Annotated in this window: 17 protein-coding genes; 8 read left to right on the plus strand and 9 right to left on the minus strand. The window is 71.1% G+C overall.

Translation table 11 applies throughout. The features are described 5' to 3' along the window. Positions 1-76 precede the first annotated feature (76 nt). From kynU to ABIC29_RS01600, 9 genes are read right to left on the minus strand one after another with little or no spacing between them, the layout of a single operon-like run. Positions 77-1360 (minus strand): kynureninase, encoded by a 1284-nt coding sequence (kynU, locus tag ABIC29_RS01560; protein WP_354242113.1) that lies wholly within the window; start codon positions 1358-1360, stop codon positions 77-79. A 35-nt stretch (positions 1361-1395) separates the two neighbouring features. Further along, positions 1396-2388 (minus strand): amidohydrolase family protein, encoded by a 993-nt coding sequence (locus ABIC29_RS01565; protein ID WP_116080550.1) that lies wholly within the window; start codon positions 2386-2388, stop codon positions 1396-1398. 5 nt (positions 2389-2393) lie between these two features. Beyond that, positions 2394-2918, minus strand: coding sequence for a 3-hydroxyanthranilate 3,4-dioxygenase (locus ABIC29_RS01570; protein ID WP_055863162.1), 525 nt, complete (start codon positions 2916-2918; stop codon positions 2394-2396). Beyond that, positions 2915-3394 (minus strand): RidA family protein, encoded by a 480-nt coding sequence (locus ABIC29_RS01575; RefSeq protein WP_116080551.1) that lies wholly within the window; start codon positions 3392-3394, stop codon positions 2915-2917. Before ABIC29_RS01575 ends, ABIC29_RS01570 begins: the two co-directional genes overlap by 4 nt. Beyond that, positions 3387-4193, minus strand: a complete 807-nt coding sequence (locus ABIC29_RS01580; protein WP_116080552.1) for a 2-keto-4-pentenoate hydratase — start codon at positions 4191-4193, stop codon at positions 3387-3389. Before ABIC29_RS01580 ends, ABIC29_RS01575 begins: the two co-directional genes overlap by 8 nt. After that, on the minus strand, positions 4190-5275 hold the full coding sequence (gene dmpG / locus ABIC29_RS01585; RefSeq protein ID WP_354242117.1) for a 4-hydroxy-2-oxovalerate aldolase: 1086 nt from the start codon (positions 5273-5275) through the stop codon (positions 4190-4192). The genes ABIC29_RS01580 and dmpG overlap by 4 nt, the downstream gene beginning before the upstream one ends. Next, entirely contained in the window at positions 5272-6210 is a 939-nt protein-coding gene (locus ABIC29_RS01590) for an acetaldehyde dehydrogenase (acetylating) (protein ID WP_116080554.1), read from the minus strand. Before ABIC29_RS01590 ends, dmpG begins: the two co-directional genes overlap by 4 nt. Continuing rightward, positions 6207-7088 carry a 2-keto-4-pentenoate hydratase gene (locus tag ABIC29_RS01595; RefSeq protein ID WP_354242120.1) on the minus strand — a complete coding sequence of 294 codons (882 nt, stop codon included), beginning with the start codon at positions 7086-7088 and terminating at the stop codon, positions 6207-6209. The genes ABIC29_RS01590 and ABIC29_RS01595 overlap by 4 nt, the downstream gene beginning before the upstream one ends. Beyond that, positions 7085-8605, minus strand: a complete 1521-nt coding sequence (locus ABIC29_RS01600; protein WP_354242123.1) for a 2-hydroxymuconic semialdehyde dehydrogenase — start codon at positions 8603-8605, stop codon at positions 7085-7087. Before ABIC29_RS01600 ends, ABIC29_RS01595 begins: the two co-directional genes overlap by 4 nt. Before the next feature lie 83 nt (positions 8606-8688). On the opposite strand from ABIC29_RS01600, the gene ABIC29_RS01605 reads away from it, so the two are divergent. The 8 genes from ABIC29_RS01605 to ABIC29_RS01640 all read left to right on the plus strand — a co-directional run bounded on the left by ABIC29_RS01605 (position 8689) and on the right by ABIC29_RS01640 (position 20209). Beyond that, the gene (locus tag ABIC29_RS01605) at positions 8689-9654 is read left to right on the plus strand and encodes a LysR substrate-binding domain-containing protein (RefSeq protein WP_116080557.1); all 966 of its coding nucleotides are present in this window, start codon (positions 8689-8691) and stop codon (positions 9652-9654) included. 126 nt (positions 9655-9780) lie between these two features. Continuing rightward, positions 9781-11424, plus strand: a complete 1644-nt coding sequence (locus ABIC29_RS01610; protein WP_354242126.1) for an LVIVD repeat-containing protein — start codon at positions 9781-9783, stop codon at positions 11422-11424. Between the two features lie 44 nt (positions 11425-11468). Then, entirely contained in the window at positions 11469-12998 is a 1530-nt protein-coding gene (locus ABIC29_RS01615; protein ID WP_354242129.1) for a DHA2 family efflux MFS transporter permease subunit, read from the plus strand. 85 nt (positions 12999-13083) lie between these two features. Beyond that, a complete protein-coding gene (locus ABIC29_RS01620; protein WP_116080559.1) occupies positions 13084-14208 on the plus strand; it encodes an ABC transporter ATP-binding protein in 1125 nt (374 codons plus the stop codon). 129 nt (positions 14209-14337) lie between these two features. After that, the gene (locus ABIC29_RS01625; protein WP_354242132.1) at positions 14338-15507 is read left to right on the plus strand and encodes a hypothetical protein; all 1170 of its coding nucleotides are present in this window, start codon (positions 14338-14340) and stop codon (positions 15505-15507) included. A gap of 3 nt (positions 15508-15510) precedes the next feature. Further along, positions 15511-17400, plus strand: a complete 1890-nt coding sequence (locus ABIC29_RS01630; RefSeq protein ID WP_354242135.1) for an ABC transporter permease — start codon at positions 15511-15513, stop codon at positions 17398-17400. 140 nt (positions 17401-17540) lie between these two features. Then, complete coding sequence (gabT, locus tag ABIC29_RS01635; RefSeq protein ID WP_354242138.1) at positions 17541-18899, plus strand: 4-aminobutyrate--2-oxoglutarate transaminase; 1359 nt, start codon at positions 17541-17543, stop codon at positions 18897-18899. Continuing rightward, on the plus strand, positions 18896-20209 hold the full coding sequence (locus tag ABIC29_RS01640; RefSeq protein ID WP_116080563.1) for a Glu/Leu/Phe/Val family dehydrogenase: 1314 nt from the start codon (positions 18896-18898) through the stop codon (positions 20207-20209). The genes gabT and ABIC29_RS01640 overlap by 4 nt, the downstream gene beginning before the upstream one ends. The last annotated feature ends 49 nt before the right edge of the window (positions 20210-20258 follow it).

Consider the following 20258-nt stretch of genomic DNA (forward strand, 5'->3'; position numbering starts at 1 on the left):
GTGCCGACCGGGCGGTGCCGACCGGGCGGTGCCGACCGGCGGGTCGATCGATGCGCCGACCGACCCGCCGGGCCTCTCAGGTCACGGTGCCGCGGCGTGCGAAGCGCGGCTCGCGCCAGGTCTCGGTCGTGAGGATGTCCTCGAGCGCGGCGACGGCGTCCCACGCATCGGCGTGCGAGACGTAGAGCGGGGTGAAGCCGAAGCGCATCAGGTCGGGTGCGCGGAAGTCGCCGATGACCCCGCGCTCGATGAGCGCCTGCATGACCGAGTACCCGTCGGCGACACCCGCGCGCAGCGCGACCTGGCTGCCACGTCGAGCCGACTGCCGAGGGGTGACGACCTCGACGCCCCACCGGGCCAGCCGTGAGTCGACGAGCGAGATGAACAGCTCGGTGAGGCGGAGGCTCTTCTCCCTGAGTTGCTCGAGGTCGACCCCGCCCCAGATGTCCAGGCTGGCCTCGAGCCCGGCCAGCGCGAGCAGCTGCGGCGTGCCGACGCGGAACCGGGTGATGCCGGGGGCAGGGGCGTACTCGACGTCGAAGTCGAACGGCCTCGCGTGCCCGTGCCAGCCGGTGATCGCCGGCTGAGCCGAGGCCTGGTGCCGCCCGGCGACCCAGAGGAACGACGGCGAGCCCGGGCCGCCGTTGAGGTACTTGTAGGTGCAGCCGATCGCGAAGTCCGCGCCGGCGCCGTTGAGATCCACGGGCACGGCCCCGACGCTGTGGCAGAGGTCCCACACCATGATCGCGCCGGCCTCGTGCACGCGACGCGTCACGTCAGCCATGTCGTACATGCGCCCCGTGCGGTAGTTCACGTGGGTGAGCACGACGACCGCGACGTGCCCGTCGAGCACGTCATCGAGGGTCGGGTCGTCGTCGTCGATCAGCCGGCGCTCGAGCGGCCGGCCTGGCCCGCCGAGCAGCTCCTGCACCGACTCGAGCACGTAGAGGTCGGTCGGGAAGTTGCCGCGCTCCGACACGATCACCCGGCGCTCCGGCCGCAACCGCGCTGCCGCCACCGCCACCTGGAACAGGCTCGACGACGTCGAGTCGCCGAGCACCACCTCGCCGGCGGAGGCGCCGATCAACGGGGCGATGCGATCGCCGAGGTCGAGCGGCTTCGTGAACCAGCCGGCGTCGTTCCAGCTGCGGATCAGCCCGGTGCCCCACTCCTCGGCGATCACGCGCTGCACGTGCGCCGCCGTCGCACGCGGAAGGGCGCCGAGCGAGTTGCCGTCGAGGTAGACGACCCCGTCGGGGAGGTCGAACAGGTCGCGATACCCGGCGAGCGGGTCGGCGGCGTCGAGGGCCGTGCAGGTCGCACGGTCGATCACGTGGGGGATGGAGGGGGCGATGCTCATGGCGGAGTCGGTCCTTCTCAGCTCGGGGGAGGTGGTCAGAGCGCCAGGAAGCGCCGGGCGTTGCCGTGGCGGATGGCCGCCTTCTGCTCGTCGGTGAGGAAGTCGGCGCGCTCGATCACGGCGCCGACGGGCCGTTCGCCGAGCGGGTAGGGGTAGTCGCTGCCGAGCATCACCTGCTCGGCGCCGAGGGTGTCGACGAGCAGGCGCAGCGCCGCGGGGTCGAACACGACCGAGTCGACGCTGAAGCGGTCGAGGTAGCCCGACGGCGGCAGCTCGCTGACGCCGACCAGGTCGGGCCGGCGGTGCCACGCGTTCTCGAATCGGCCGAGCCAGAACGCGAACGAACCGCCGCCGTGCGCGAAGCCGATGCGGAGCGACGACGGCACCCGGTCGAAGACGCCGCCGAGGATCATCGCGATGATCGACAGGTGCGTCTCCGCGGGCATACCCGTGAGCCAGCGGGCCATCCACCGGTCGAGTCGGGGGGAGCCCGGCATGTCCCACGGGTGCACGAGCACCGGCACCCCGCGATCCGCGCAGTGCTGCAGGAACGTGACGATGCCCTCGTGATCGAGGTCGCGGTCGCCGACGTGGTTGCCGATCTCGACGCCGCGGTGCCCGGCGGCGATCGCGCGGTCGAGCTCGGCGCACGCGGCATCCGTGTCCTGCAGGGGCACCTGCGCGAAGGGCAGCAGCCGATCGGGTGCGGGGGCGCAGAGCTCGAGCGTGAGGTCGTTGAAGATGCGTGCCACCTTGGCCGCCTGGTCGCCGGGCTTCTCGTAGGAGAAGAACACCGGCGTCGGCGAGACGACCTGGATGTCGACGTCGTCGGCGTCCATCTCGGCGAGGCGGGTCTCGGCGTCCCAGCAGCTCTCGTCGATGCGGCGGAATTCGCCCGAGCCGACCATGATCATGGCCTCGCGCTCGGAGTCCACGCGGAGCCACGGCCAGGAGCCCGGCCCGACCTGCGTCGACAGGTCGGGCCAGCCCTTGGGCACGGCATGCGTGTGGATGTCGATCGTGCCCACCCGGTTCAGCCCTTGCCGGGGTGGACTTCGCCGCAGTTCGGGCAGGTTCGTCCCGCTTCGCTCTCGTAGAAGTCGCGGAACACGGGCGGGAGGTCCTCGACGATGTCGCGGACCTGCAGCTCGACCTCGTGCACCTTCGTGTTGCAGTTCGGGCAGAACCAGGCGAACTTCTCGAGCGTGCCCTCCTCGCGGATGCGCTCGATGACGATGCCGATCGAGCCGGCCTCGGGGCGCTGGGGGGAGTGGAACACGTTGCCGGGCAGCAGCCACATCTCGCCCTCGCGGATGTCGATGCGCTGCGGGCCGTCCTCGGTCTGGATGTTCACGTGCATGTTGCCGCGGTACTGGTAGAACCACTCCTCATACGGGTCGAAGTGGAAGTCGGTGCGCTGGTTCGGGCCGCCGACGACCTGCACGATGAAGTCGCCCATCGGCGCCCAGGCCGCCTTGTTGTTCACGGGCGGCTTCAGCAGGTGCTCGTGCTCGCGGATCCAGGCCGGGAAGTCGATCACGGGTGGGATGGTGGTCATGATTCCTCCTTGGTGGTGGTGGTGCTGACGTTCGTGACGGCGTTCGGGTCCCGTCGGGCGACGGCCTGGATCTCGATGAGCAGCAGCGGATGCGGCAACTGGTGCACGGCGACCGTCGTGCGCGCCGGGCCCGTCTCGTCGAAGTACTCGCCCCAGACCGCGTTGTAGCCGGCGAAGTCGTTCATGCTCACGAGGAAGGTCGTCGCCTGCACGAGGTCGTCGAGGCTCGCACCGGCCGCCGCGAGCACGGCCCGGATGTTCTCGAGCACCGCGCGCGTCTGCACCGCGATGTCGAGGGTCGTGGCACCGAACTCGTCGACCTCGGCACCCTCGAACGTGTTGTCCGCGCGCCGGCTGCTGGTGCCCGAGACGTAGATCAGGTCGCCCGCGACCTTCACGTGCGGGAACCGGCCGCGCGGCGTCGCCTTGCCCTCGACCGTGATGGCGCGGTTCCCGGCCTGCGTCGCTTTATTCATGCCCGCCGCCGAATCGCATCGAGACGCTCCCGAGTCCCGTGACGGATGCCGCGACGTGGGCGCCGTGCGGCAGCGGCACCGCCGCGGTCGCGGCCCCGGCGAGCAGCACCATGCCCGCGCGGAGCTCGAAGCCGTGGGCTCGCGACATCCGCAGCGCCGTGGCGAGGGCCCGATCGGGGTGACCGAGGATCGCCGCGGTCGACCCGGTGGCGCAGAGGCGCCCGTCGACCTCGAGGCGGACGCCCCGGTTGCCGAGGTCGCCGGCCGTGGCGGCATCCGTCCATGGGCCGATCACGTAGGCGGCGGCCGAGGTGTTGTCGGCGACGACGTCTTCGAGGTCGAACCGGAAGTCGAGGTAGCGGGAATCGATGATCTCGAGGGCGGGCGCGACCCCGACGACGGCCAGGCGGAGCGCGGCGTCGTCGGCGTCCGCCGGCAGGTCGGAGCCGATGAGGTAGGCCAGCTCGGGTTCGATGCGCGGATGGATGAACCCGCCCGCCTCGAGCAGGCCGCCGTCCTCGACGCGCATCCGCTCGGTCACCGAACCGATGATGACGTCGTCGACGCCCATCTGGATCGCCTTCGCCCGACTCGTGAAGCCCAGCTTGACCCCCGAGATCCGGTCGCCGCGGGAGGTGCGGCGCTCGACGAGCAGGTGCTGAACCGAGTATGCCTCGGCCAAGGTCATGGCCGCGCCCGATTGCGCGACGGGTGCGCCGTGCAGCTGGGCGGCGTCGAGGGCCTCCGCCAGTGCCGTGAGGCCGTCGCGGGGCGCGGTGCGGGCCGTGGTGCCCGTCATCGCACGGGCTCCAGCGCGGCCTCGCGGGCGGCATCGCGCGCGGCGACGAGGTCGAGGGCCACGTCGACGATCATGTCCTCCTGGCCGCCGACCATGCGCCGACGCCCCAGCTCGATGAGGATGTCGCGGGCATCGAGCCCATGGCGTTCGGCGGCGCGCTCGGCGTGGAGCAGGAAGCTCGAGTAGACGCCCGCGTAGCCGAGCGTGAGCGTCTCGCGGTCGACCCGGACCGGTCGTCGCTGCAGCGGGCGGATGAGCTCCTCCGCGGCGTCCTGCAGGGCGAACAGGTCGCAGCCGTGCTCCCACCCGAGCAGGTTCGCGACGGCGACGAACGCCTCGATCGGCGTGTTGCCCGCTCCGGCGCCCTGTCCGGCGAGCGAGGCATCGACGCGGAAGGCGCCGTGCTCGACGGCCGTGATGCTGTTCGCGACGCTCAGTGAGAGGTTCTCGTGGGCGTGGATGCCGATCTGCGTCTCGGGGTCGAGCGCGTCGCGGAAGGCGTCGATGCGCTCGGCCACGTCGTGCATGGTCAGGCGCCCGCCCGAGTCGGTGACGTAGACGCAGTGCGCGCCGTACGACTCCATGAGCTTCGCCTGCTCGGCGAGGCCGCGCGGGTCGTTGAGGTGGCTCATCATGAGGAAGCCCGAGACATCCATGCCGTGATCGCGCGCCCAGCCGATGTGCTGGGCGGCGACGTCGGCCTCGGTGCAGTGCGTCGCGACCCGCACGCTCTGCACGCCGAGGTCGCGGGCGCGGGCGAGGTGGTCGATCGTGCCGATGCCCGGGAGGATGAGCGTCGTCAGCTTCGCCCGCTCGAGCACGGATGCCGCGGCCTCGATCCAGCGCTCGTCGGTGCTCGCACCGTGCCCGTAGGCGACGCTCGATCCGCCGAGCCCGTCGCCGTGGGCGACCTCGATGGCGTCCACGCCCGCGGCCTCCAGCGCGGCCGCGATGTCGCGCACCTGCTCGACCGAGTAGCGGTGGGCGACGGCGTGCATGCCGTCGCGCAGGGTGACGTCCTGCACGTAGACGCGCGGTGCGGGCGGTGCCGGCTGTGCGGTCGTGGCGGTCGTGGCGGTCATGCCGTGGCTCCCGTTCGGTCGGCGACGAGGCGCTCGGCGGTGCGCAGCGCCGCGCTCGTCATGATGTCGAGGTTGCCCGCGTACTCGGGAAGGGAGTGACCGGCGCCGGCGACCTCGAGGAGGACGGTGACCTGCGTGCCGCGGAACGGCCGATCCAGCGCCGGGACGTAGGCCTCGTCGACGGCGTCGAACTGCACCTGCTGCTTGAGGCGGTACCCGCCGACGTAGCCCTGCACGTCGGCGACCATCGCGTCGACCGACTCGCGCACGGCGTCGTGGTCGAGGTCGCCCGGCTCGCCGTCGACGAGGCAGAACACCGTGTCGCGCATGATGAGCGGCGGGTCGGCGGGGTTCAGCACGATGATCGCCTTGCCGTGGTCGGCGCCGCCGATGCGCTCGATCGCCCGCGACGTGGTCTCGGTGAACTCGTCGATGTTCGCCCTGGTGCCGGGGCCTGCCGACTTCGAGGCGATCGAGGCGACGATCTCGGCGTAGGCGACGGGGGCGACGCGGGAGACGGCCGCGACCATCGGCACGGTGGCCTGGCCGCCGCAGGTGACCATGTTCACGTTCGTGGCGCCGAGGTGCTCCTCGAGGTTGACGACGGGCACGACGTACGGCCCGATCGCGGCCGGCGTGAGATCGACCATGATGCGGCCGCTGTCGCGCACGAGGGCGTCGTTGCGGGCGTGCGCTCCGGCCGAGGTCGCGTCGAAGACGAGCTCGACGTCGGCGAACTCGGGCATGCGCAGGAGGCCGTCGACGCCCTCGTGGGTCGTCGCGACACCGAGGCGCCGCGCGCGGGCGAGGCCGTCGGAGTGCTCGTCGATGCCGACCATGGCGACGACGCGGAGCGTGCTCGAGAGCCGCTTGACCTTGATCAGCAGGTCGGTGCCGATGTTGCCGGAGCCGATGATGGCGATGCCGACGCTCATGCTGCGGCTCCTTCGGTGAGGGGGCGGCTCAGGGCGCCGGTGAAGTCGGCGTGCACCTCGCCGAGGCCGTCGAGGCGGGCGCGGTACACGCCGGCGCCCGCCGCCGACATGGGGCCGAGGGCGCCGGAGAGGATCACCTCGCCGGCCCGCAGCGGGCGGCCGTGCCTGGCGACCGCCCTCGCGAGCCAGGCCACCGCGATGACGGGGCTGCCGAGGCAGGCCGCGCCCGATCCGGTCGAGACCGTCTCTCCGTCATGGTCGAGGCTCATGCCCACGGCCGTGAGGTCGAGGCCGTCGAGCGATCGCGGTGTGGTGCCGAGCACGACGGCACCGCTCGAGGCGTTGTCGGCGATGGTGTCGGTGATGCGGATGTCCCAGCCGGCGATGCGGGAGTCGACGACCTCGATCGCGGGCAGCACGAAGTCGGTCGCGCGGATCACGTCGGCGACATGCGTGGTGGGGGAGTCGAGGTCGCGGCCGAGCACGAAGGCCACCTCGGCCTCGACGCGGGGCTGCAGGAAGCGCGAGAGGTCGAGCGGCTCGCGGTCGCCCACGATCATGTCGTCGAGCAGCACGCCGTAGTCGGGCGTGAAGACGCCGAACTGGGCCTGCACCGCGGGCGAGGTGAGGCCGATCTTGCGGCCGACGATGCGCCGGCCGTCGACGAGGCGCCGCTCGATGCCGAGCGACTGCACGGCGTATGCGGCGTCGAGGTCGGCGTCGCCGATGAGGTCGCGCACGGGCTCGCACGGGGTTCCGGATGTCGCGGCGGACCGCAGGCGCTCGGCGGCGGCCCGCACGGCGGGCGGCGTGGTCGAGGACGCGGCATCCGCCTCGGGCCATTCGCCCGGCCAGGCCGGTGAGGTCTGGCCGCTCACAGCTGCACGCACACGTTCGCCGGCTCGGTGTAGAACCCGAGCGAGTGGTGCCCGCCCTCGCGGCCGATGCCCGAGAGGCCGACGCCGCCGAAGGGGCTGCGCAGGTCGCGCAGGTACCAGGTGTTGACCCACGACATGCCCACGCGCATGCGCTGGGCGACGCGGTGCCCGCGGGTGAGGTCGCGGGTCCAGGTGACGGCGGCGAGGCCGTAGTCGGTGTCGTTCGCGAGCGCGATCGCCTCCTCCTCGGAGTCGAACGGGATGAGTGCGGCGACGGGCCCGAAGATCTCCTCGCGCACGGTGCGGTGCGTGTTGTCGAGGCCGGTGAGCAGGGTCGGCTCGATCCAGAAGCCGGCGTCGAGCCCGTCGCCGAGGTCGGGGATGCCGCCGCCGGCGAGCACCGTGGCGCCCTCCTGCCGTGCGAGCTCGAAGTACGAGAGCACCTTCTCGCGGTGCTGCCGCGAGATGAGCGGACCCGTGGTCGTCGCGGGGTTCTCGGGCCGGCCGAGGCGCAGCCGCGCCGCCTGCTCGGCGAGGCCTGCGGCCACGTCGTCGAAGATCGCCCGCTCGACGTAGATGCGCTCGGTGCAGAGGCACACCTGCCCGGTGTTCAGGTAGGTGGAGCGGGCGAGCCCGGCGATCGCCGCGTCGAGGTCGGCGTCGGCGAACACGACGGCCGCGTTCTTGCCGCCGAGTTCGAACGAGACCGGGCGCACGCGAGGGGCCACGGCCCGCATGATCGCCGACCCGGTGGAGGACTCGCCCGTGAAGGTGACGCCGTCGATGCCCGGATGCGTCGTCAGGAACTCGCCGGCGGAGTCGGCGCCGAACCCGTGCACGACGTTGACGACGCCGGCGGGCAGGCCGGCCTCGATGAGGATCTCGGCGAGGAGGGTCGCCGAGGACGGCGTCTCCTCCGACGGCTTCACGACCACGGCGTTGCCCGAGGCGAGCGCCGGGGCGAGCTTCCACGTGAGCAGCAGGAGCGGGAGGTTCCACGGCACGATCACGGCGACCACGCCGAGCGGCTTGCGCACGGCGTAGTTCAGGGCGCGACGTCCGTCGGGGAACTCGGTCAGGTAGGAGTCGAGGCCGGCGGCCGAGACGACGTCGGCGAAGGCGCGGAAGTTCGCGGCGGCCCTGGCGACGTCGAGGTCGCGGGCGAGGGCCTCCGGCTTGCCGGTGTCGCCCACCTCGGCGGCGACGAGGTCGTCGAACCGGCGTTCGATGCCGTCGGCGATGCGTCGGAGGATCGTCGCGCGCTCGCCCACGGTCATGCGCCCCCAGGGGCCCTCGAGCGCGGCGCGGGCCGAGGCGACGGCGAGGTCGACCTCGCGGCGGCCGGCCTCGTGCACCTCGGCGACGTGCGAGCCGTCGGTGGGGTCGAGCTTGGCGAACGTGCGCACGCCGTCGACGGGCTCGCCGCCGATGAAGTTGCGCAGTTGGCGGGTCGCGCGGTCGCTCGGCTGGGGGGCTTGGGCCGTCTCAGGCAGCGACGTCGTCGTCCGGGTGGTCATGCGATCAGGCTAGGAACTCCCGTCGATGCCGACAAATACCCACTTGTGGCACTGCCATGCCCCCACGGCTATAGTTCCGAAGCGTGAGCACCGATCGCATCCTCGATGGACGACTGAAGATCCGGCACCTCGTGCTCGTCACGGCGATCGCCGACGAGGGCACGCTCGTGCGCGCCGCCGAATCCCTGCACATCACGCAGCCCGTCGTCACCCGCGGACTCCGCGAGGTCGAGGACCTGCTCGGCGTGCAGCTCTTCGAGCGGCTCCCGCGCGGGGTGGTGCCGACCCAGTACGGCCGGCCGTTCATCGAACGCGCCCGCTCGGTGCTCGCCGAGCTCCGCATCGCGGGCGAGGAGGTGCGGCTGCTGCAGTCCGGCCAGCTCGGCACGGTCACCGTCGGCACGCACCTCGCCGGCTCGAACCTGCTGCTGCCGCGGGCCATCGCCGGGCTCAAGGCCGAGCATCCGCGGCTCACCGTGGTCGTGCGCGAGGGCACGCCCGACACGCTCCAGCAGCTGCTGCTCGCGGGCGACCTCGACCTCACGGTCGGGCGTCTCTCGCCGACCGTGCCGGTCCGCCTCGAGCAGGAGCGGCTGCACCAGGAGCCGATCCGGCTCGTCGCCCGAGCCGGGCACCCCGTGCACACGGGCACGCGCACCTCGCTCGCCGACCTCATCGCCTACCCGTGGATCTTCCCGGTCGCCCAGACCGCGCTGCGTGCCGAGCTCGAGGCGGTGTTCTTCCACGAGGGGCTTCCGCTGCCGGCCGACCGGGTCGAGTGCACGTCGATGCTGACGCTGCGCAACCTGCTCGTGTCGACCGACGTCATCGCGGCCCTGCCGATGTTCATCGCCGTCGACGACGGGGAACTCCGCATCCTGCCGACCCCCCTGAGCTCGATCCGCCGCTCGGTGGGCGTCACCATGCCGAAGGACCGTGCGCCCTCGGCCGCCGCCGCGGCCCTGCTCGTGCACCTCCGCGAAGAGGGGGCGCTGCTCGCCGCGCTCGAGCGCGAGTACGCGCAGACGGAGTTCCGACCGCTCGGCTGATATGCCCGAACGGTCATGGCTCCGAGCCGGATAGTCATTGGACAGCATCGGTCGCGCTGGCGACGCTGGGATGAACGACGCCCCCTGCGTCGCGACATCCGCTCGACTGCCCAACCTGGAGGCGACATGGCCGGCTCTCCGTACGTACCGAACGCGAAGAAGTACCACCCCGACGACTTCGAGCGCGTCGAAGGCGAGCCGGTCGACCCCGACCCCGCCAGCTGGGGCATGCAGCCCGACGGCAGCTTCCTGCCGCCGGCACTGACCCCCTCGGTTCCGCGTGACGTGTTCGTCGACTGGCCCGGACAGCTCGACTACCGCGACCCCGAGACCTACAGCCTGAACGCGACCGCCGAGGCCTTCTATCCGATCGTCGTGAACACGAGCCACACCTGGCAGTCGATCTACGACTGGGAGGGGCGCCGGTACATGCTCCACTACGGCGGCGGGTACGCCTGGAAGGTCTACGACATCACCGACCCGCGCGCCCTCACCGTCGTCGACGAGGAGACCCTGCCGTGGAGCGCGCCGCAGTTCGGCGCCGTCACGATCCAGTGGAACGAGGCGCGCGGGAAGTTCATCGCGATCCAGGCGAGCGAGACGCCCCGCTACTTCCTCAACGGGCGCGTCGCCAACAAGTGGATCGACGACACCGTCGAGGGCCAGCTGCTCGAGTGGGAGGGCCTTCGCGGCTTCCGCGTCTTCGAGGTGAACGGCCCGACCCCGCGCGACTGGACCCTGCTCACCGAGGTCTCGACCGATCCGAACCACGGGCCCGACGAGGTGCAGGAGGGCAACGGCGTGCTCGACCTGCCCGTCTACCACGGCGAAAGGTACCTCTTCGTGGCGACCGCGCCCGACAACACGTTCACCAACCAGCCGTACAAGACCACGCTCTGGGCCGCGGGCCATGCCGCGTACGACGTGTCGGACCCGGCGAACCCGGTGCTGCTGTCGAACTGGTGGGTGCCGGGCACCCGCGCCGGTGAGGAGACCGACTCCGAGTACCTCGCGGGCAACGACCGGTGGAACAACAAGACCTCCTGGTTCGGCTCGCGCATGGGCGTCTTCATGCCGCGCTCGGTCGAGTCCGGCGGCACGTACGCCTACGCGGCCCAGGGCGGCCAGGGCTTCTTCGTGCTCGACGTCTCCGACCCCGCGAACATCCACCACGTCGGATGGTGCGAGCTGCCGTCGAGCGTCGCCGGCACCGAGGGCGACAACGTCGACACCACCCAGGTCGAGGAGACCGGGTACGTCTACGTCTCGGGCTACCCGATGAACACCGACTGCTACGAGCCCGCCAAGGAGATCTACCAGATCGACGTGAGCGATCCGACGCAACCGAAGCTCGTGCGCACGCTGCCCCGCCCCGTGCCGCCGGCCGAGGCGAAGTTCACCGACTGGGCGCAGCGGCGCGGATCGTTCGGGCCGAAGCGCTCGGGCTACTTCACGAACACCGGGACGCCGCACGGCGGCGTCGTGCCCTACGCGTTCTACGCGGCGGGCCTGCAGATCTTCGACGTGCGCGACCCCGAGGACCCGAAGGTCGGGGCGTACTTCGTGCCGCCCATGGGCCTCAAGGACGACGACGACATGGCTGCACCCGTGCACGGCATCTTCGTCGAGTGGGACCGCAATCTGATCTGGGTGTTCGCCAACCACGGCATCTACGCGGTCTCGACGCCGCTGCTCGGCGAACCGGTCGTGGGGCTGCCGCAGGCCGCGTCGTCGTCCGCGTCGCCGGCCGCGGCATCCGACGCGAACTGACCCGGCCGAGACATCCCCTGCGAGAGCCGACCATGCATCAGACGATGAACCAGACCTCCAGGCCTTGGCCCGCCCTCTGGGCGCTCGTCATCGGGTTCTTCATGATCCTCGTCGACACGACGATCGTGTCGATCGCGAACCCGGCGATCCTCGTCGATCTCGACACCGACCTCACCTCGGTGATCTGGGTGACGAGCGCCTACCTGCTCGCCTACGCGGTGCCGCTGCTCATCACGGGCCGGCTCGGCGATCGCTTCGGGCCCAAGCGGGTCTACCTCGTGGGGCTCGTGGTGTTCACGTTCGCGTCGCTCTGGTGCGGGCTCTCGGGGGACATCACGATGCTCATCGCCGCCCGCGCGGTGCAGGGACTCGGTGCGGCCCTCATGACACCGCAGACGATGGCCGTGATCGCCCGCATCTTCCCGCCGAACCAGCGGGGCGCGGCGATGGGTCTCTGGGGCTCGGTCGCGGGGGTCGCGACGCTCGTCGGCCCGATCCTCGGCGGCGTGCTCGTGGACTCCCTCGGATGGCAGTGGGTGTTCTTCGTGAACGTGCCCGTCGGGGTCGTCGCGTTCGTGGCGGCGTGGCGGCTCGTACCGAACCTCGAGACGCACGCGCACCGCTTCGACTGGCTGGGCGTCGTGCTGAGCGCGGTCGGCATGTTCCTCGTCGTGTTCGGCATCCAGGAGGGGTCGACCTACGACTGGGGCACGATCGTCGGCCCGATCACGGTGTGGGGGCTCATCATCACGGGACTGGCGGTGCTGGCCGGCTTCGTGGTCTGGCAGCACTTCAACCCGGCGGAGCCGCTGCTGCCGCTCGGGCTGTTCCGAGACCGCAACTTCGCGCTCTCGACCGTCGCGATCTCGCTGGTCGGCCTCGCGATGACGGCCATGCCACTGCCGCTCGCGTATTACTTCCAGGTGGCGCGCGGACTGACCCCGACCCAGGCCGCGCTCATGTTCGTGCCGATGGCCGTGATCTCCGGCGTGCTCTCGCCGCTCGTCGGGCGGTTCAGCGACCGGGTCGACCCGAAGTGGGTGGCGCTCGTCGGGCTGTCGACGGCGGCGCTCGCGCTCGGCGGGTACGTCGCGCTGCTCGGCCCGGAGGCCCCCTACTGGCTGCTCCTCTTCCCCTCGGCGCTGCTCGGGATCGGCATCTCGGGCGTCTTCGCCCCGCTCGCGTCGACCGCGACCCGCAACCTCCCGCGGGCGCAGGCCGGCGCCGGATCGGGCGTCTACACGATGACCAGGCAGGTCGGGTCGGTGCTCGGCTCCGCGGCGGTCGCCGCGCTGATGAGCTACAGCCTCGCCTCGAACCTGCCCGGCGGGGCTGCCGAACCGGCGCGGCCCGGCGAGGGCGGCGCGCTGCCGCCCGAGCTCGTCGCCGGGTTCTCGGCCGCGATGGCCCAGTCGTTGTGGCTCGCGGTCGGCGGGTTCGCCCTCTGCGCCGTCGTGGTGGCGTTCTTCGCGAAGCCGAAGGTCACCGTCGGCTGGGGCGAGGCCCCGGCATCCGCCACCGGCGCGGAAGCGCCCGCCACCGCGGCGTCGTCGACCTCGGCCGCCGAACGCTGATGGACGTCGCAGCGCCGGCCCGCGGCATCCGTACCGCCCGTCTGGATCCAAAATACAGAACTCGCCACCGAAAGTTGAGCAGGAAATGACGCACGAAAGCGGAGGCGGTCGGCTCGTCGTCGACGGCCTCGAGAAGCACTACGAGCTCGACGGCGCCGAGGTGCCGGTCGTCAAGGGCGTCACCTTCACCATCGAGCCCGGCACGTTCACGTCGCTGCTCGGCCCGTCGGGCTGCGGCAAGACGACGACCCTGCGATGCGTCGCCGGCCTCGAGAACAGCAACGGCGGCGAGATCTCGCTCGACGGCAACCTGCTCTCCACCGGTACCCGGCACATCTCGCCCGACAAGCGCGACATCGGCATGGTGTTCCAGAACTACGCGATCTGGCCGCACATGACCGTGTTCGCGAACGCGATCTTCCCGCTCCAGGTCGCCGCGGCGAAGCTGCCCAAGAAGGAGGCGAGGAAGCGCGCGATGGAGGCGCTCGAGCTCGTGCAGCTCGACGCCTACGCCCACCGGCCCGCCACCGCCCTCTCGGGCGGCCAGCAGCAGCGCCTCGCCCTCGCCCGTGCGCTCGCGCACCGCCCGAAGCTGCTGCTGCTCGACGAGCCGCTGAGCAACCTCGACGCGAAGCTCCGCGACACGATGCGCAACGAGCTGCGCTCCCTGCAGCAGCGCCTCGGCATCACGGCGCTCTACGTCACGCACGACCAGTCCGAGGCGCTGTCGATGTCGGACCGCGTGGCCGTGATGAACCAGGGCCGCATCGTGCAGGAGGCGGCACCGCGCGACCTCTACTACCAGCCGGCCGATCGCTTCGTGGCCGACTTCGTGGGCCGGGTCAACATGATCCCGGCCGTCGTGCGCGACCGCGACGCCGACGGCGCTGCGCTCGTCGAGGCGTTCGGAACCCGACTGGTGACGCCATGCCCGAGCGGCATCGGAACCGGCAGCGACGTCACCGTGACCTTCCGGCCCGAGAGCGTGCGCTGGCACGAGACCCGCCCCGACCGCCCGAACGTGCTGCCCGCCAGGGTCGTGCGGGTCGAGTTCCTCGGCGAGATCGTCGAGTACGAGGTCGAGGTGCTGCACGGCGAGACCGTCGTCGGCACCCTCGTCGCCCGTGGAGCCCCACTGGACTCGCCCTCCACCGGCAGCACCGTCTTCATCGAACTCGCGCCGCACGCCTGCCGCGTGCTGGCGGCCTAGGCGCGCCACCCGCACGCCGCACCACCCGCACGCCGCGACATCCGCAAGCCGCACCACCCGCACCACCGGAACGCCGCACCATCCGCACCACCCCAAGGAAGAGCGCCACCGAGAAAGGAAACCCGGATCATGACATCACCCACAGCACGGAACGGAATGGTGGCCCTCGCGGCCGCGGGAATGCTGCTGCTCAGCTCCTGCAGTTCGGCGGGATCGGCCGCATCCGGCCCCATCGAGCCGTCGGACGGACCGGTCGAGCTCGCCGCGTGCGATGCCGTCGAGGTCGGCGCGGTCACGCGCTGCGAGAACTTCTACGACGACTTCTGGCCCGAGATCTCGAAGCAGATGGACGCCCTCTACGAGACGGCGAAGCAGACCGACGGCGGCCGCCTGGTGATCTGGGACTGGTACGAGCTCTCGCCCAACGTCATCGCCGAGTTCAACGCGGTCTACCCCGACCTGAAGATCGAGACGCGCGGCCTCACCTACAACCTGTCGTCGGCCATCATCTCGGCCAAGGCCACGGGCTCGCGCAACACCGACGTCATCTCGGGCTCCCTCGTGTCGGCGGCGACCATGACCGACGAGGGCTATTGGGCGGATGTCGACTGGACCGAGTTCGGCGTCCCGTCGGAGTTCTTCACGATCGGCGCCCCCGAGACGCTGCCGGACAGCGTGAACGGCTCGCTCATGCAGGTCAACACCGACAAGGCCGAGGCGCCCGACACCCTCGAGGGCCTCCTCGCGCCCGAGTACGCGGGCAAGGTCTCGGTCGCGAGCTACAACGCGAACGTCTTCGCCGGCTACGGCATGGACCAGGGCGAAGACGCGATGGTCGACCTGATCGGCGAGCTGAAGTCGTCGGGCAACCTGCAGGTGCTCGAGGACCAGGACTCGCCGCTCTCGAGCGGCGACGTGCCGATCGCGCTCGGCCAGACGCTCTTCAACCCGAACCCGAGCCTGTCGGTCTCGCCCTATGAGGATGCCGGCGTCTTCGCCCAGTTCTCGGGCGTCAACGTCGATGCGAAGAACCCGGCCGGCGGCATGCTGTGGTCGCTCTGGAACGCGTACAACCCCGACTGGCTCGAGCTGCGCATGACCGACGAGCGCTTCTCGACGACGCAGGTGCCGTACCCGGGCCTGCCCACCTCGCTGTTCGACTCGGCCACCGGGCTCATGCAGACCAACTCCACCGCGCTGCTCGAGGGCCTGCAGGGCGGGGCGATCACCGAGACCGTCGACACCCGCGATGACTGGATCGCCATGATCAACGCCGCCGACGCGGCACTGAACGGATAACTCGTGTCACAGGCAGGACGGACCACGAAGGTCGAGCGCACTCGGCCGACCTCGATGAAGATCGCGACGATCATCGCCGGAGCGGTGATCTTCCTCCTCCTCGCGATCCCCTTGGCCGTACAGGTGATCACGGCCTTCCGTGGTCCGTTCCTGCCGTTCGGCGTCTCGACCGCGAAGTGGTCGGTCGAGAACTTCGTCACCCTCTGGAGCCTGCGCGACGACTTCTGGGCCGTGCTCGGCTCGACCGCCGCCTTCGTGGGCGGGTCGACCGTGCTCTCGCTCCTGATGGCGTTCGGGCTGGCCTGGGTGACGGTGCGCACCGACGCCCCGCTGCGACGCGTGATCTCCGTGCTCGTCGTGGTGCCGTTCATCATTCCGCCGATCGTCAAGGCGCAGGCGTACCTGCTGATGCTCTCGCCCGAGTCGGGCGTGCTGAACCAGCTGCTGCGCCTGCTGCCGGGCGACCTCGTGATCGACCCCTACTCGTTCGTCACGATGACGGCGATCCAGGCGCTCACGAACGTGACGTTCCCGTACCTGATGATCGTGCCGATCCTCACGAGCATGGACGGCTCCCTCGAGGAGTCCGCGCGCGTCTCGGGCGCCTCGTGGCCCAAGACGCTGCGTCGCGTCACGCTGCCGATGCTCTGGCCCGGCCTGCTCGGCGTGGCCGTGCTCACGTTCATCCTCGGACTCGGCAGCCTCGAGGTGCCACTGCTGTTCGGCCAGGAGTCGGGCACGTCGATCTTCGCGCTGAAGCTCTGGAACCTCATCAGCGCCGGCGCGGGGGAGCTGCCGCAGTACGGTCTCGCGGCGGCCTGGGGCTGCGTGTTCCTCGTGATCACGACGATCGCGTTCGTCGTCTACCTCCGCGCGACCCGCAACGCCGAGCGGCGCGCCTCGATCTCGGGCAAGGGCTTCCGGCCCACGGTCATGAAGCTCGGGCCGTGGAAGGTCCCGGTGATGCTCGCGATCTTCGTCTTCGTGCTGCTCACCGCGATCCTGCCGCTGTTCGCCCTGCTCTGGTCGGCGATCACGCCGTACCCGATCGCGTTCTCGTTCGAGGCGCTCGCGACGCAGACTCAGTTCGGCTCGTTCGGGGCGGTGCTCGCCGACCCCGAGTTCTGGGCCTCCCTCGGGCGCACCCTCGTCATCGCCGGCGGCAGCGCCACCATCGCCTGCGTTGCGGCGACGGTGCTCGCCTACGGCATCGCGAGGGCCAGGCGCACCGGCTGGACGAAGGCCGTCGACCTCTTCGCCTCGTCGTCGGTCGCGATCCCGGCGGTCATCGCGGGCTTCGCGATGTTCCTCACGTTCATGGTGATCAACCCGGTGATCCCGCTGGCCGGCACCATCGTGGCGCTGATCCTCGCGTACTCGTACCGCGTGTCGATCGCCTACCGCGCCGGGTACAGCGCGACCCTGCAGATCCGCATGGAGCTCGAGGAGGCGGCGCTCGTCAGCGGCGCCAGCCCGCTCGAGGGCTTCCGCCGCATCGTCGCCCCGCTGCTCATGCCGACGGTGTTCGCGGTGTGGATCCAGATGTTCGTGCTCGGCACCAACGAGTTCACGCTGCCGGCGTTCCTCGCGACGCCCGAGTCGCGGCCGCTGTCGGTGTACATGTACGCGATGATCAGCCCGCGGTCGGCGCAGCTCTACCAGCCCGACCAGGGTGCGGCGATGGCGCTGATCTTCACGCTGCTCGTCTTCGCGATCGGCTACGGGCTGCAGTGGGCCGTCTCGCTCCTCGCGATCGGGCGGGCGAAGCGTCGCAACCCGATCCCCGGCGTCGGAACGGCCGACGTGGTTCCGTCGGCGCCGCCCGTGGCTCCGGACACCCGCGCGGTCGCCGCGCAGGACCTCGAGGACCGGAGGCAGCTGGCCAGGCGCTGACGGTTTCGTCGACCCCGCGAGCTTGTACGTGGTGTCGATGAAACGGGTTCGAAGTGTACGACGGGGCGGTGCGGCATCCGGATGTCGCGACCTAGCATTGGGCGCACCGCCACCGTCGTCACCTTGAAGAGGAGCCCGTCATGACCATCGTCGACACCACGGTCACCGTCACCGGAGGACCGTCGCTCCCGCAGGAGCGCCGCCTCGTCACCGCCATTCCGGGCCCGCGCTCGCAGGAGCTCATGGCGCGCAAGGCCGCGGCCGTCGCCTCGGGCGTCGGCACCACCATTCCCGTCGCGATCGTCGCCGGCGGCGGTGGAGTGCTCGTCGACGCCGACGGCAATTCCATCATCGACCTCGGGTCCGGCATCGCCGTCACGGGCGTCGGCAACGCCAACCCGCGCGTCGTCGAGGCCGTCACCGCGCAGCTGAACGCCTTCACGCACACCTGCTTCACGGTCGCCCCGTACGACTCCTACGTCGACGTCGCCGAGAAGCTCAACGAACTCACCCCCGGCGACCACGACAAGCGCACCGCCCTGTTCAACTCCGGCGCCGAAGCCGTCGAGAACGCCGTGAAGATCGCCCGCGCCTACACGAAGAAGCAGGCCGTCGTCGCGTTCGACCACGCCTACCACGGCCGCACGAACCTCACCATGGGCCTGACCGCGAAGAACATCCCGTACAAGAACGGCTTCGGCCCGTTCGCGCCCGAGGTGTACCGCGTGCCGCTCAGCTACCCCTTCCGCGACGGCGGGCTCAGCGGTGCCGAGGCGGCCGCGCGCGCCATCCTGCAGATCGAGAAGCAGATCGGCGCCGAGAACCTCGCCGCGCTGATCATCGAGCCCATCCAGGGCGAGGGCGGCTTCATCGTGCCCGCCGCCGGCTTCCTCCCGGCCCTCGTCGAGTGGTGCCGCGCGAACGACGTCGTGTTCATCGCCGACGAGGTGCAGACCGGCTTCGGCCGCACCGGCGCCTGGTTCGCGAGCGACCACGAGGGCATCGTGCCCGACCTCATCACCACCGCCAAGGGCATCGCGGGCGGGCTGCCGCTCTCCGCGGTCACCGGCCGCGCCGAGATCATGGACGCCGCGGGCGCCGGCGGGCTCGGCGGCACCTACGCGGGCAACCCGCTCGCCTGCGCCGCCGCCCTCGCCTCGATCGAGACGTACGAGCAGGACGGCCTCATCGAGCGGGCCAAGGAGATCGGCACCGTGCTGATCGGCCGCCTGAACGCCCTGCGCACGACCGACGCCCGCATCGGCGACGTCCGCGGCCGCGGCGCGCTGGTCGCGATCGAGCTCGTCGACCCCGCGACCGGCGCACCGGACGCGGCACTCACCAACAAGGTCGCCGCGTACGCCCACTCGCAGGGCGTGCTCGTGCTCACCTGCGGAACCTACGGCAACGTGATCCGCTTCCTCCCCCCACTCACCATCACCGACGACCTCCTCATCGAGGGCCTGCAGGTCGTCGCGGAAGGACTCAAGAACGCATGACCGACCTGCTCGCGGCGACGACGACGTCGACTGCACGCACGACGGATGCCGCGGCATCCGTGGACCACATCGCCACCCCGCTCACCGACGCGCGCTCGCAGCTCGCCGAGGCCGTCGCCCTGCTCGGCTACAACGACGGCCTGCACCGCATGCTCGCCACCCCGCGTCGTGAGCTCACCGTCGCCGTGCCGCTGCGCATGGACTCGGGCGAGAGCCGCCTGTACGTCGGCCACCGCGTGCAGCACAACTTCTCGCGCGGCCCGGCCAAGGGCGGCCTGCGGTACGCGCCGAACGTCAACATCGACGAGGTGCGAGCCCTCGCGATGTGGATGACCTGGAAGTGCGCCCTGCTCGACGTGCCGTACGGCGGCGCCAAGGGCGGGATCGCGATCGACCCCCGCGAGCACTCCAAGGCCGAGCTCGAGCGCGTGACCCGCCGCTACACGAGCGAGATCCTGCCGATCATCGGCCCGGAGCGCGACATCCCCGCGCCCGACATCGGAACCGACGAGCAGACGATGGCCTGGATCATGGACACCTACTCCGTGACCAGCGGCTACACGGTGCCCGGCATCGTGACCGGCAAGCCCATCGCGCTCGGCGGTTCGCTGGGTCGCGCCTCGGCGACGAGCCGGGGCGTGACCCACATCGCCCTCGCCGCGCTCCGGCACGTCGGCCTCGAGCCCTCGCGCTCGACCGCCGCCGTGCAGGGCTTCGGCAAGGTCGGTGCGGATGCCGCGCGGTTCCTCTCCGAGGCGGGCGTGCGCATCGCCGGGGCGAGCGACCAGTACGGCGCCGTGTTCAACGCGGCGGGCCTCGACATCGAGGCGCTGAACGACCACGTGCGCGAGACCGGCTCGGTCGTCGGCTTCGCCGGCGGCGAGCCCATCGACGGCGCCCAGCTGCTCACGCTCGACGTCGACCTGCTCGTGCCCGCCGCCGTCGAGGGCGTGCTGCACGAGTCCAACGCCCGCGACGTGCGCGCCCGCGTCATCGTCGAGGGCGCGAACGGCCCGACGACGCCCACCGCCGACGCGATCCTGCGCGAGCGCGGCGTGCTCGTCGTGCCCGACATCCTCGCGAACGCCGGCGGCGTGATCGTCTCGTACTTCGAGTGGGTGCAGGCGAATCAGGCCTACTGGTGGCGCGCCGACGAGGTGGAGTCCAGACTGGAGGAGCGGATGCTCAGCGCGTGGCAGCACGTGCTCGGGTACGCCGAGACCAGGGGGCTCTCGCTTCGCACCGCGGCAACGGCGCTCGCCGTCGAACGCGTGGCCGATGCGCACCGCCTCCGCGGCCTCTACCCCTGATCCGACGTCTTCCAGCCCGAGTCGTCCGTCCCCGCAGGGCGGCGGCCGA

Source organism: Agromyces sp. PvR057 (genome assembly GCF_040547485.1).
Classification (GTDB): domain Bacteria; phylum Actinomycetota; class Actinomycetes; order Actinomycetales; family Microbacteriaceae; genus Agromyces.

Coding starts and splice junctions, on each gene's coding strand:
- ABIC29_RS01620 (WP_116080559.1), top strand. CDS start 13,084: ATGACGCACGAAAGCGGAGGCGGTCGGCTCGTCGTCGACGGCCTCGAG.
- ABIC29_RS01590 (WP_116080554.1), bottom strand. CDS start 6,210: ATGAGCGTCGGCATCGCCATCATCGGCTCCGGCAACATCGGCACCGAC.
- ABIC29_RS01575 (WP_116080551.1), bottom strand. CDS start 3,394: ATGAATAAAGCGACGCAGGCCGGGAACCGCGCCATCACGGTCGAGGGC.
- gabT (WP_354242138.1), top strand. CDS start 17,541: ATGACCATCGTCGACACCACGGTCACCGTCACCGGAGGACCGTCGCTC.
- ABIC29_RS01580 (WP_116080552.1), bottom strand. CDS start 4,193: ATGACGGGCACCACGGCCCGCACCGCGCCCCGCGACGGCCTCACGGCA.
- ABIC29_RS01570 (WP_055863162.1), bottom strand. CDS start 2,918: ATGACCACCATCCCACCCGTGATCGACTTCCCGGCCTGGATCCGCGAG.
- ABIC29_RS01610 (WP_354242126.1), top strand. CDS start 9,781: ATGGCCGGCTCTCCGTACGTACCGAACGCGAAGAAGTACCACCCCGAC.
- ABIC29_RS01615 (WP_354242129.1), top strand. CDS start 11,469: ATGAACCAGACCTCCAGGCCTTGGCCCGCCCTCTGGGCGCTCGTCATC.
- kynU (WP_354242113.1), bottom strand. CDS start 1,360: ATGAGCATCGCCCCCTCCATCCCCCACGTGATCGACCGTGCGACCTGC.
- ABIC29_RS01625 (WP_354242132.1), top strand. CDS start 14,338: ATGACATCACCCACAGCACGGAACGGAATGGTGGCCCTCGCGGCCGCG.
- ABIC29_RS01640 (WP_116080563.1), top strand. CDS start 18,896: ATGACCGACCTGCTCGCGGCGACGACGACGTCGACTGCACGCACGACG.
- ABIC29_RS01600 (WP_354242123.1), bottom strand. CDS start 8,605: ATGACCACCCGGACGACGACGTCGCTGCCTGAGACGGCCCAAGCCCCC.
- dmpG (WP_354242117.1), bottom strand. CDS start 5,275: ATGACCGCCACGACCGCCACGACCGCACAGCCGGCACCGCCCGCACCG.